The sequence below is a fragment of the Paenibacillus sp. TY11 genome (assembly GCF_059772165.1).
In genome coordinates this window covers 372,464-385,122 of the sequence record NZ_JCBAIQ010000001.1, presented here as the reverse complement: position 1 = coordinate 385,122, position 12,659 = coordinate 372,464, and the positions used below count along the sequence as shown (strand labels likewise).

Genomic DNA, 12,659 nt, shown 5'->3' with positions numbered 1-12,659 from the left:
GGCGGTAAGAAAATGAATAAAACAAGAAAAATTCTTATCGCCGTTTCCTTGTTTGTGTTGGTGTTTTCTTTGGCCGCAGTTTCCAGAACCTTCCTGCAGGATTATACTGAACGTCATAAAATAGAAGAGTTGTCAAAAATTTGGGAAAAAGAGTCGGATAAAGGCGGAGGGAAAGTAACCCCCTCCTCTTTGATCACGAAGGCGCATGAGCCGGTCATGCTTCCTGAGTTTCAAGAGCTTTACGAGAGAAATCCAGATATCGTCGGTTGGCTGAAGATTGACGGCACCCGGATTAATTACCCGATCATGCAGAACCTACAGGATTCACAGTTCTATCTCAATCATGATTTCGATAGAAAGAAAAGCAAAAGCGGCCTCCCCTTTTTGGACGCGCACAGTCGGATCAACGGTTCGGGCATTTTGCTGATTCACGGACATCACATGAAAAGCGGCTGGATGCTTACAGATTTGTTGAAGTACAAGAAAGAAAGCTTTTATAAGGAGCATGCTACGTTCCAGTTCAGTACGCTTTACGAAAAGGAAGAGTATGAGATTGTTGCCGTTATTCTGTCAAAAGTTTATCGCAAATCGGACGATGTTTTTAAATACTACCAGATTGAGAAGGTAAGAACGCCCGCCGAGTTCGATTCGTATGTTCAGAACATCAAAAAACTCGCTCTTTACGACACGGGCGTGACAGCCCGGTATGGTGACAAGCTTATTGTACTGTCTACGTGTGAGTACTCGACCGAAAACGGTCGGTTAGCGGTGGTCGCCCGAAAGCGTAAATGAGGATGTGGAAACACGGATTCAAGTTGCTTCATATCACGTTCTCCCTTGGAGGACGTGATTTTTTTTGAATTTATTTGTTTATGCTTTCATTCATCTCCTCCACTAAGGATTAAGTAGACCGCAGACAAAGCCTGCGGTCTTTTTGCGCTCAAAAATGCCAGTACAGCTTAATATCGGTATTCGTCAACGTAGTTCCACTTGAAATTAATCAATGATAGGAGCCGGATGTCTTATGTTAAAGTTGAAATACCTTACACCGATCAGCATCCCACCCTACACTATTCTACCTCGATCTCTTTTACCGTCTCGCCTTCAACCAGTACGGGTTGGTAGTAGGTGTTGGTGGGCAGATCCTTTTTGCCTTGCAGTTTCTTAATGACCCAGTCGGCGGCGTCGCGTCCCATTTGCTCCTGAGGGTGGGTTAGCGTCGTAAGTTTGATATTGGCGTTTTTGGCGATGTACGAATTGTCCTGACCAATGATGGATAACTCGTCCGGAATGGATATGCCCAGTTTTCGGCATGCATGCACCACTTCCAACCCGACCTCGTCGTTGTAACACACGATAGCGGTCAACGCCTCCCTGTTTTCGTTCAGAAACGTTTCCAGATTGGTGGACAGATCTGGCTTCGACGCTGTATCGAATGAAAGTACTTGCTCGGGATGGAACCGTAATTTGGCTTCGCCCAGGGCCTTGATGTACCCCTTCATCCGGTACTTTCCTTGCAAATCATCCATTTTTGCGATAATGCCGATCTGGGTATGTCCTTTGGCGATCAGCTCCCGGGTGGCGAGATAGCTGGACTGCACGTCATCCAGACAGAAGAAGGGCACCTCGAGCTCTTCATAAAAGGCATTGATCATCGTAAACGGCACGTCCTGCTCCTTAAACGACAGGTAGTACGCAATGTTGGGATTGTACAGATTGCTTTTGGTCGGCTCGACGATCAGCCCATCGACGCCATAGGAGAGCATCATTTCCAGCGCCTTTTTCTCTTGTGCGACGTCGTTATTGGTGCTGGCTAACAGCAACGAATAATTATCCTCATTCAATCGGCTTTCAATGCCGCGGATGATGGAGGGAAAGATGTAATCCGAGATGTAGGTCGTGATGACACCGATCGTTTTTTTCATCGCATTCCCGCCGGACCGGGAGCGGTATTGGTTGCTGACATAGGTGCCCGAACCCTTCTCGCTTCTCAAAAACCCCTCGTTCGATAGCTCCAAAATGGCCTTCCGGACCGTCTGACGGCTTACGTTGTAGCTGTCCTGCAAAGCGGACTCCGTAGGAATTTGTTCTCCCACACTATAGGTTCCCGAAAGGATATGGCTCTTTATATCATCAATAATGACCTGGTATTTTGGCTTCACGCAATCCACTTCTTTCATCGTTACTTATCTATAGAAACGTTGTTGTTTAAATAGTTGTACGTACATATTTTATCATGACTCGGTTCGAATGAAAACGCAACAGCACGTTTTCCGAAATAAACCGTACAATTCTGGTCTTTTTACATAGAGGTGTACCTTACAGCATACCTTAAATCAAGTGTGGATTGGCACGTTAAGCGGTCGCATTATGTCATTTGTAAGTATAACTATTCAATGTTATTGACAAATGTACGTACAAAAAATATACTAAGGCTGTCAGTAAAGGAAAGCGCCTTCTTTGAATGAAAACGTTACGGTTCTCCTACCAGATTGACCGTAACTGCAGGAAAAGCTTCTATACGAATTCATGAATTCATCATAAGCCATTGCAGTTTTGAAGTATCACCTTATAGACGTCATCCTTCGGATGTAAAACCGGGATCAGAGAGGGGACATACGTGATCATGAGTCATGTAGACATGAAAGAAGCGATTACTAAGGGAGCCACTTCGCTTGGGATCGAATTTGGATCGACACGGATCAAGGCGGTGTTGATCGACGAGCGTTTCGAGACCATCGCATCCGGAAGTTATGAATGGGAGAACCTCCTGAAAGACGGATATTGGACGTACAACCGGGAGGACATCATCACCGGCCTGCAAACCGCGTATCGCGAGATGAAGCAAGACGTGGAACGGAAATACGGAATCACGCTGCGAACCGTCGGTTCGATCGGTTTCTCGGCTATGATGCACGGATATATGGCATTTGATAGCACGGGCGAACTGCTGGTACCGTTCCGGACGTGGCGTAATGCAACCACCGGGGCGGCAGCCAGGGAATTAACGGATCTTCTTCAATTCAACATTCCGGAACGCTGGAGCATCGCCCACTTGTACCAAGCGATCCTGAACGAAGAGGCGCATGTGCCTCGCATCGATTACCTGACCACGCTGGCTGGATACATCCACTGGTTGTTGACCGGCAATAAAGCGATCGGCATCGGCGATGCTTCGGGCATTTTCCCGATTGACGAGTCTACTCATAATTACCATCCATCCATGATCAAACAGTTCGATGAACTGATCGCGGGCAAAGGTTATCCGTGGAAGGTCGAGGACCTTCTTCCCAAGGTATATCTCGCTGGCGAGCAAGCTGGCGAATTGACCGAAGCGGGCGCCAAACTTCTCGACCCTTCGCATGATCTGCAGCCAGGCATTCCGCTCTGTCCGCCGGAAGGCGATGCCGGAACGGGCATGGTGGCGACGAATAGCGTGAGGAAGCGTACGGGGAACATCTCCGTCGGCACTTCCGTGTTCGCAATGATCGTATTGGAGAAAGAATTGTCCAAAGTCTATCCCGAGATCGACATGGTTATGACGCCGGACGGCAGCCCGGTGGGCATGGTGCATGCCAACAACTGCTCCAGCGACATCAACGCATGGATCGGATTGTTCCGTGAATTCTCCGAAGCGATGGGATACGAAGCCGACAACGGCAAGCTGTTCAGCATCCTTTTCAACAAAGCGCTCGAAGCGGACCCGGATGGCGGCGGTTTGCTGAGCTACGGTTACTACTCTGGCGAAAACATTACGGGCATCGACAAAGGCCGTCCGCTGTTTGTTCGCTCGCCCGAAAGCCGGTTCAACCTGGCGAACTTCATGCGGACGCATCTGTTCACCGCATTTGGTGCGCTCAAGATCGGGATGGACATTTTGACGAAGAACGAGCATGTCGCGATTGACAGCATTTTGGCCCATGGCGGCTTGTTCAAAACCCCTGTCGTCGGACAACGGATCGTAGCCGCTGCGATGAACGTGCCGGTGTCGGTCATGTCCACGGCGGGCGAAGGCGGAGCATGGGGAATGGCGCTTCTGGCCTCGTACATGACTAACAAAGGTGGACAAGAGAGCTTGGACGTGTTCCTTGAACAGAAAGTCTTTAACGATGTCGAAGGAGAGGAAGTTGCGCCGGATGCATCGGACGTCAAAGGGTTTGAAGCATTTATCGAACGCTACCGGAAAGGCTTGGCCATCGAGCAGGCGGCTGTAGACCATCTGGTAGAGAACGGGAGGGACTAGGATGTTAGAACAACTGAAAGAAGAGGTATTCCACGCGAACCTGGAATTGCCGAAGCACGGGCTCGTGAAATTTACATGGGGCAACGTAAGCGCGATGGATCGGGATAGCGGCCTGTTCGTCATCAAACCGAGCGGAGTCAGCTACGATACGATGAAACCAAGCGACATGGTCGTGGTCGATCTGGACGGCAACGTGGTGGAGGGCGAGATGAGACCTTCCTCCGATACCGCGACTCACGCCGTATTGTATAAACATTACTCGGAAATCGGGGGCATCGTGCATACCCATTCCACGTGGGCGACCATCTGGGCGCAAGCCGGACTGGACGTACCCGTGATGGGAACGACGCATGCCGACACCTTCTATGGTGCCGTGCCTTGTGCCCGTTTTCTGAATCAAGAGGAGATTGATCGGGGATACGAAGCCGAAACCGGCCATGTCATCATCGAAACGTTCGAGCAGCGCGGGCTGGACGTCATGGCAATTCCGGCAGTCTTGCTCCATGGTCATGCACCGTTCACGTGGGGCAAAGACGCCAAGTCGGCGGTCGTGAACAGCGTCGTGCTGGAGGAAGTGTGCAAAATGAACCTGTACGCGCGGCAATTGAACAACTTCGCGAAGGAACTGCCGCAAGGCATTTTGGATAAACACTATTTGCGGAAACACGGGAAAAACGCCTACTACGGGCAGAAATAATAAGCGTAATTATTATTCATATAAGTAGAGCTTGGCTTTTACACGATAACGGAGAGGGCAGAAAAAATCTGGAGAAGCAAAGCGTTCGCCTTTATCACCGGAATTTCCCTTTAGGAAAGGGAATCAAAAAAATCTGGGGATAACAGCGGTCGGAAGATTGTTCTGACCATGAAGTGAAGTAGTGTAAAACACACAATATAGGAAAAGAGGATGATTATATGTCAGCAACAGCAGCTAAAGAGTTTTGGTTTGTCGTAGGTTCGCAGCATCTGTACGGGGAAGAAGCACTGGGCGAGGTAAAAGCCAATGCACAGAAAATCACGGATGCCCTGAATGCAAGCGGCGTTCTGCCATACCCGCTCGTATTGCAGGATCTGGCGGTAAGTGCAGATAAAATCACGAGCATCATGAAAGAAGTCAACTATCGCGACGAAGTGGCGGGTGTTATCACGTGGATGCATACGTTCTCCCCGGCAAAAATGTGGATTCGCGGAACGAAATTGCTGCAAAAACCGCTGCTTCATCTGGCAACCCAATATAATGAAAGCATTCCTTGGGCAACGATCGACATGGACTTCATGAATCTGAACCAGGCGGCGCACGGCGACCGCGAATATGGCTTCATCAATGCCCGTCTGAGAAAACAAAATAAAATCGTCGTAGGATACTGGGAACGTCCTGAAGTGCAGCAGCAGATTGCCGATTGGATGGACGTGGCAGTGGCCTATAATGAAAGCTTCAATATCAAAGTCGCCCGTTTTGGCGACAACATGCGCAACGTGGGCGTGACCGAAGGGGATAAAGTGGAAGCTCAGATCCAATTCGGATGGACCGTCGACTACTTCGGCATCGGCGATCTCGTGCAATACGTGAATGCCGTGACCGAGCAAGAAATCGACGATCTGATCGCTCAGTATGCGGAGCTGTATGAATTCGATTACGGCACGAACAGCAAGGAAGCATGGGAAGCCAGCGTACGCGTGCAAGCGAGCTATGAGATTGCCATCAAACGTTTTCTGGACGAAGGTGGATACAGTGCCTTCACCACAAACTTCGAAGATTTGCATGGCATGAAGCAGCTTCCGGGTCTTGCCGTTCAACGCCTGATGGCGCAAGGTTACGGATTCGCCGGTGAAGGCGACTGGAAGACGGCTGCGCTTGACCGTTTGCTAAAAGTGATGAGCCATAACGAAAACACAGGCTTCATGGAGGATTACACGTACGAGATGGCAGCCGGACAGGAAGCTATCCTTCAATCCCACATGCTTGAGGTCGATCCAACGCTAGCCAGCAACAAACCAAAAATCATCGTGTCCCCATTGGGCATTGGCGATCGCGAAGATCCGGCGCGTCTGGTGTTCGATGGCAAAGCTGGCGAAGGCGTCGTGGTATCCATGGCTGACTTCGGCACGCATTACAAACTGTTGATCAACGAAGTATCCGCATTCGAGCCAACCATTCCAGCACCTAATCTGCCGGTAGCACGCGTTCTGTGGAACGTAAAGCCGAACTTCCAGGATGGAGTCAAAGCCTGGATCGAGAACGGTGGCGGTCACCACACGGTCGTTTCCTTAAACCTGACGACAGACCAGATCGTAACGTATGCGAAGCTGGTTAACCTGGAGTACGTCGTCATTAAATAATTTTGCTATTCATTGACTCATACAAGTTCTTTCCTTGCGGCCGGGGGGTTACCTCCAGCAGGCTTGACATTCAACTCGCCTCTGGAAAAAGGCGGAATTATCGTCGGGAATGAAGTGAGGATCGAGCTTTATATCGAGGCAATTAAAATAGATTAACAATTCTAAAGGCCATCCTTTTAGCGGGATGGCCTTTATTTAAAACTTGCTGTTAGAGACAGTGCGGTGAACCGTATCATAAGTGACGGCGAAAAATTATTGTGAAAACAAAGTATATGGATAATAATGCAAGAACCCTCCGAGCCTGGAGGGTTCTTTTTGTGAGTACCGAGCAACTTATCTACTTCATGAATAACCTCAAAAAACGCGGTCAAGGTGGAGGGGCTTTCCAAGACGCTGAAGACTTTGTACTTGTTCTTTCCGCCAGCTTAGTAATCAACTCAATGTCTTGATCGGTTAATTGATCAAGGAAATGTTTGCGTATTGCCTTTGAGACTATGGGACGGGCATCATCCAATGCTGATTTGCCAGCGGAAGTGATGATGACTTGAACACCGCGATCTGTGTCTAATGGTTTCCTCAGAACGAGTCCGCGTTTTTCCATCCGCGTTAGATGATGTGACAATCGGCTCTTATCCCAGTCCATCGAGTCGGCTAATTCCAGTTGGCGGAGCTTACCGTTCCCCAAAAGGACTAACCGATCTAATATTCCAAAATCGCCCTCTGATAGTCCTGTGTGCTCGGACATGTCTTTTATTACGCGACCGAAGATGTTCTTAAAGGAGCCTTTCCACATATGCCATATTCGCATTTCCTCTTCGTTTAGTTCGTTCTTATCCATAGGAATATAATAACATGGTTGACGCGTCAACCGCAAAATGTTACATTAAACCAAGGTTGACACGTCAACCAAAGACTATATTGCAAAGATCGCACATCGATGCAAGAAAGGAGAATAATACTATGCAGGACAAACCTGTCGCCCTGGTCACCGGGGCCAACAAAGGAATCGGTCTTCAAATTGCGAAGGATCTCGCGGCACACGGCTTCACCGTGCTCGTCGGGTCGCGCAACCTCGAGCATGGGGAGATGGCCGCGAAGAGCGTCGGAGCGGATGCCCGTGGACTCCAGCTCGACGTCACGAATCCGGCCTCCATCGCTGCCGCGGCAGATCGCATCCGGAACGAGCTCGGTCGGCTTGACGTGCTCGTGAACAACGCGGGTATCTCGCATGCGGGAAAGCCGGGTACGCCGCTCGAGGAGATCGCGAATTCGGGCCGCCCGAGCGGCGCATCACTTGACGAGGTGCGCGCGGTGTTCGAGACGAACGTGTTCGGCGTCATCGCCGTCACGCAAGCGATGCTGCCACTCCTTCGTGAAGCGCCGGCGGCACGCATTGTCAACGTGTCGAGCAGCGCGGGCTCGCTGACGATCAACTCGGACCCGAACTTTCCGCATCGATCGGTGTTTGGGGCCGTTTACAGTCCGACGAAGACTGCCCTCAACGCGATCACGCTTGCCTTCGCCATCGAACTCGAGTCGACAGGCATCAAGGTCAACGCTGCATGCCCGGGCTTCACCGCGACAGACCTCAATAGCTTCGCGGGCACACGCACCGTCCAGGAGGCCGCACGCGAGCCCGTGCGCCTCGCGCTCCTCGACGAGAACGGTCCGACGGGTATGTTCTCGAACGAGGACGGCCCGCTCCCGTGGTGATATAGTCTCGAGCGCGTGATCGAAGGAATCGTCGGGCAGAAATTTTTGCTCATTTCATTAACCGATTAATTATTTCAGGAATCTGCCTGACTGTTTCCGCCCGGAAACGGTTTGGCCAATCTTCTCTCAAAGAAAGGAACATTTATTATGGAAATCAAAGTTAGTACCCCCACTCCAATCATCTCGGTGAAGCCGGTAGTGCTATCAGCCCCGGGTCGTGGTGAGGATCTGCAAGTGCGGGTGTCTGCGCCCGCGACTGGGAGCGAATTGCCTATTATTGTTTTCTCGCATGGCTTTGGCTGGTCGTTGGACGGCTACGCCCCGTTGGCCGACTTCTGGGCCGCTCACGGCTTCGTGGTCATTCAACCCACCCATCTCGACTCGAGGACGCTGAACCTTCCGCCTGACGATCCCCGTACACCACGGATATGGCGTTACCGAGTCGAGGACATGAAGCGCATCCTCGACCAGCTTGATCTCATTGAAGCTTCCGTTCCCGGCCTCAGCGGTCGCCTCGATCGAAGCAGCATCGCTGCAGCCGGGCACTCCTTCGGCGGCCAGACGGTGGGCATGCTGCTCGGTGCGCGAATCCTCGATGCCCACGGCGAACCGGGAGAGGACATGTCCGACTCGCGGATCAAGGCAGGCGTGCTACTTTCCACGACTGGCAAGGGTGGAGCTGACTTGACTCCGTTCGCGGCCGAGCACTTCCCCTTCATGAACCCGAGCTTCGCGGACATGAGCACGCCGACGCTCGTAGTAGCGGGGGACCATGACCAGTCCCACCTGTCCACTCGGGGGCCGGACTGGTTCACCGACCCGTACTTCCTGAGCCCGGGCAGCAAGAGCCTACTTACTCTGTTCGGGGCAGAACACTCGCTTGGCGGAATCCCCGGGTACACCGTCACGGAAACGACGGACGAGAGCCCCGAGCGAGTCGCCCTGATTCAGAGGATCACGTGGGCCTACCTTCGTAACGCGCTCGACCTCGACGATTACAGCTGGCCGGCAGCTCGCGCAGCTCTGGAAGAAAGTGCCGCCCCGCTGGGTCGCATCGAGTCCAAGTAAGGGCCTGATGAGCGCATCGACCTAACAGTCGCGGCAATGCCACTCGTCCGCCCAGCAACGTCCATTCTCCCCCTTTGCAAAGAAGAGGGAGTTGGCGTTATTCCATATTTGCTCTAGCTGCAGGTCGGTAACCAAGATTGGAATGAGAAGACCGCACGAGCAGAGAATGACCTGATAGCAAAGGCGCTGTTTTCGATAACGGAAGACGCTGATCGCAAAGTGGCGGAAAGAGTTGGTGTAACGGTTGTCAGCGAACCCGGTATACGATAGAGACAAGGCTGCGGCAGCTAAACGACGACGAATAAAAGGAAGGTGGATTCTTTCATGCTTCAACACACGCATCAGTTGTACGAATATCATGTTTGGGCGAACGACCGGCTGTTCGCTCACCTGGAGCAGCTTCCGAAGGATGCATTCCATGCGGAAGTGAAGAGCGTGTTCCCGTCCGTGTCGCAAACGCTCGGACACATGTACTTGTTCGAACAGCTCTATATGTCCGTGCTCGCGGAAGTTCCGAACGAGGACATTTTTCCGAAGATCCCGGGCTGGACGGAGGAAGCAGAGGGCAAAACCGTGGACGAGATGTGGCGGCTGTTTGCCGGTGTCGCCGAACAGTTCCGTGATTTGCTGCGGCGTACGCCCGACCCGGACAAGGCGATGACGATCGAGCATCCGCGGTACGGCCGTCTCGATACGCATTTCTCGGACATCCTGCGGCATGTGGTCAACCACGGGACGTATCACCGTGGTAATGTGACCGCGATGCTGAGACAGCAAGGGTATGCCGGGATCCCGACCGATTATTTGTTTTATTTGATGGAACGGCAGGAAGGTCAGCGATAAAATGGTCACATTTCCGTTATGTGAAAGATCAGATTACAATTGACACGATCGCATTGCTGATATAACATTACTTCTAATATTTAAAATACGTTGAGAAGGAATAGTACGGTTTTCCAAGCGAACAGAGAGCTGTTGGACGGTGTGAAACAGCCGTGGAGAAAATCGGAACTCGCCTTGGAGTTGCTCGCTGAACCAGTAAAGTAGTAGGTGGAGCCGGAGCCTGACCGTTATTATCAGGAGGATGCAAGGTTTGTCCGTTTTTGCAAACCCGTATCCGCAGAGTGCATGCCGACCATGGCATGAATTCGGAGTGGTACCGCGTAAGATGTCAAAGTCTTTCGTCTCCTGTTAGTGGAGATGAAAGGCTTTTTTTGTGCACCCGATCTTTGGCGAATAAGTACAGAAATCGATGAAAGGAAGGATATCCATGAAAAATGTTGAGAAATATGCAAAAGGATATTTTATGCAGCCGGAGACAAGCTTGAACTGGACCCAAAAGGAATATATTACAGAGGCGCCGATTTGGTGCAGCGTTGATCTTCGCGACGGAAATCAGGCATTAATCGTTCCGATGAATTTGGAGGAAAAGCTGGAATACTTCAAATTGCTTGTAGATATCGGATTCAAGGAGATCGAAGTCGGATTTCCCGCAGCATCGGAAACGGAGTTCACCTTTCTACGCACATTGATCGAGCAGGAATTGATCCCGGATGATGTAACGATCCAAGTGCTTACTCAGTCAAGAGAGCATATTATCCGCAAAACCTTTGAAGCCCTGAAAGGCGCGAAAAAAGCCGTAGTCCATTTGTACAACTCGACATCCGTGGCGCAGAGGGAACAGGTATTCCGCAAATCCAAACAAGAAATCATCGACATCGCTGTAAACGGCGCCAAGCTGTTGAAGCAGTGCGCGGAGGAAACGGAGGGGAATTTTCAGTTCCAGTATTCACCCGAAAGCTTTACAGGTACAGAAATTGATTTTGCGCTGGACATCTGCAACAGCGTGCTTGACGTATGGCAGCCGAAGGCGGAGAACCCAGTCATCGTCAATCTTCCTGCAACGGTATCTATGTCGATGCCTCACGTCTACGCCAGCCAGATCGAGTATATGAGCAATCACCTGAATTTCCGGGAGCATGTTATTTTGTCGCTCCATCCGCATAACGACAGGGGAACGGGTGTGGCGGATGCGGAGCTGGGGGTGCTGGCCGGAGCCCAGCGCGTCGAAGGCACTTTGTTCGGAAACGGGGAAAGAACAGGGAACGTAGACATTGTGACGCTGGCTCTAAACATGTACTCACACGGGGTAGACCCGAAGCTGAATTTTGAGAACATCCCTGCGATCATCTCCGTTTATGAACGACTGACCAAAATGAGAGTAGGCGAAAGACATCCTTACGGAGGTGAGCTTGTATTCACCGCTTTCTCCGGTTCGCATCAGGATGCCATTGCTAAAGGAATGAAATGGCGCGAGGAAAAGGAACCCCGGCATTGGTCGGTCCCTTATCTGCTCATTGATCCCAAGGACATCGGTAGGGAGTATGAAGGCGATATTATCCGCATTAACAGCCAGTCCGGCAAAGGCGGGATCGGATACGTGCTGCAACTGAAGTACGGACTCGATCTCCCGACGAAAATGCGCGAAAACTTTGGATACTTCGTTAAAAACGTATCGGATCAGCAGCAAAAGGAACTGATGCCCGATGAAATATACGATATTTTCTTGAAGGAATATGTGAATATAAAAACACCTGTCGAGTTTGTCAAATACGGCATTACAGACAATGAAGATTTTCAAACCATCGTCACTATACGGACCGGCAATGAAGTCAAGGAAATTGAAGGCACCGGAAACGGAAGACTCGATGCGATCAGCAATGCTCTGCAAACCGAACTTGGAATGAATTATTCCGATTTGATCTATAAAGAGCACGCTCTGGAAACAGGCTCCAAATCACAAGCTGTCTCTTATATCGGTATCACGGCTTCAGACGGTAGCGTATATTGGGGTTGCGGCATTGACGTTGATATTATGACCTCATCTGTAAAAGCTCTGTTTAGTGCTGTGAATCAATTTAGTCGTAATAACTACTAACAGATTTCTCGCTGACGGTAAGAACTAAATGAACTTGTGTACCATTTGTATAGCCGGTATAAGTCAGCAGAGATTAGATGAGATCAGGTCAATTATCAATCAATAAAGTAACTGTGACCCTTCTGCAACATGCAAAAGGGTCTTTTTGCTGTTATTAGCGAAGAGCGAATGTTTCAGCCTATTGCGGTTTCTTTATTTTTCGCCGATAGACCCGTTAAGCTGAACCGTATCATAAATAAGGGTACATCTGTTTATCATGACCCCTCGAAAAAGGAGGCTTGGTACTGGTTCACGAATATGATATATGTTAGAAATTTTTCTTGCTTCGGTTCTTAAGCTAACTGGCAATATAACGAG

10 protein-coding genes, 1 pseudogene and 1 other annotated feature are annotated in these 12,659 nt (G+C 50.5%); of the genes and pseudogenes, 9 read left to right on the top strand and 2 right to left on the bottom strand.

Features of this window, described 5'->3' with window-relative positions; translation table 11 throughout:
- Positions 1–12: 12 nt before the first annotated feature.
- Positions 13–792: a class B sortase gene (locus AC6EJC_RS01665; RefSeq protein ID WP_444952447.1), complete on the top strand. Its 780-nt coding sequence runs from the start codon at positions 13–15 to the stop codon at positions 790–792.
- A gap of 278 nt (positions 793–1,070) precedes the next feature.
- Here AC6EJC_RS01665 and AC6EJC_RS01660 read toward each other — a convergent pair whose 3' ends face one another.
- Entirely contained in the window at positions 1,071–2,162 is a 1,092-nt protein-coding gene (locus tag AC6EJC_RS01660; protein ID WP_025681846.1) for a GntR family transcriptional regulator, read from the bottom strand.
- Positions 2,163–2,626: 464 nt separating this feature from the next.
- Between AC6EJC_RS01660 and AC6EJC_RS01655 the strand changes: the two genes are divergently transcribed.
- From AC6EJC_RS01655 to AC6EJC_RS01640, 4 genes are all read left to right on the top strand, one after another.
- Positions 2,627–4,243, top strand: coding sequence for a xylulokinase (locus tag AC6EJC_RS01655; RefSeq protein ID WP_444952446.1), 1,617 nt, complete (start codon positions 2,627–2,629; stop codon positions 4,241–4,243).
- A 1-nt stretch (position 4,244) separates the two neighbouring features.
- Entirely contained in the window at positions 4,245–4,940 is a 696-nt protein-coding gene (locus tag AC6EJC_RS01650) for an L-ribulose-5-phosphate 4-epimerase (RefSeq protein WP_444952445.1), read from the top strand.
- Positions 4,941–5,158: 218 nt separating this feature from the next.
- Positions 5,159–6,583: an L-arabinose isomerase gene (gene araA, locus AC6EJC_RS01645; protein ID WP_444952444.1), complete on the top strand. Its 1,425-nt coding sequence runs from the start codon at positions 5,159–5,161 to the stop codon at positions 6,581–6,583.
- A gap of 317 nt (positions 6,584–6,900) precedes the next feature.
- Positions 6,901–7,032 (top strand): hypothetical protein, encoded by a 132-nt coding sequence (locus AC6EJC_RS01640; RefSeq protein ID WP_444952518.1) that lies wholly within the window; start codon positions 6,901–6,903, stop codon positions 7,030–7,032.
- 116 nt (positions 7,033–7,148) lie between these two features.
- On the opposite strand, the pseudogene AC6EJC_RS01635 reads toward AC6EJC_RS01640, so the two are convergent.
- Positions 7,149–7,328: pseudogene (locus tag AC6EJC_RS01635) on the bottom strand (MarR family transcriptional regulator); the annotation flags it as partial.
- A 215-nt stretch (positions 7,329–7,543) separates the two neighbouring features.
- Here AC6EJC_RS01635 and AC6EJC_RS01630 point away from each other — a divergent pair.
- The 4 genes from AC6EJC_RS01630 (at position 7,544) to leuA (ending at position 12,302) form a co-directional block, all read left to right on the top strand.
- Positions 7,544–8,296, top strand: coding sequence for an SDR family oxidoreductase (locus tag AC6EJC_RS01630; RefSeq protein ID WP_444952443.1), 753 nt, complete (start codon positions 7,544–7,546; stop codon positions 8,294–8,296).
- 147 nt (positions 8,297–8,443) lie between these two features.
- A complete protein-coding gene (locus AC6EJC_RS01625; RefSeq protein ID WP_444952442.1) occupies positions 8,444–9,364 on the top strand; it encodes an alpha/beta hydrolase family protein in 921 nt (306 codons plus the stop codon).
- 324 nt (positions 9,365–9,688) lie between these two features.
- Entirely contained in the window at positions 9,689–10,207 is a 519-nt protein-coding gene (locus tag AC6EJC_RS01620) for a DinB family protein (protein WP_444952441.1), read from the top strand.
- 81 nt (positions 10,208–10,288) lie between these two features.
- Positions 10,289–10,556 (top strand) — a binding site (T-box leader).
- A 78-nt stretch (positions 10,557–10,634) separates the two neighbouring features.
- The gene (gene leuA, locus AC6EJC_RS01615; protein WP_444952440.1) at positions 10,635–12,302 is read left to right on the top strand and encodes a 2-isopropylmalate synthase; all 1,668 of its coding nucleotides are present in this window, start codon (positions 10,635–10,637) and stop codon (positions 12,300–12,302) included.
- Positions 12,303–12,659: the final 357 nt, after the last annotated feature.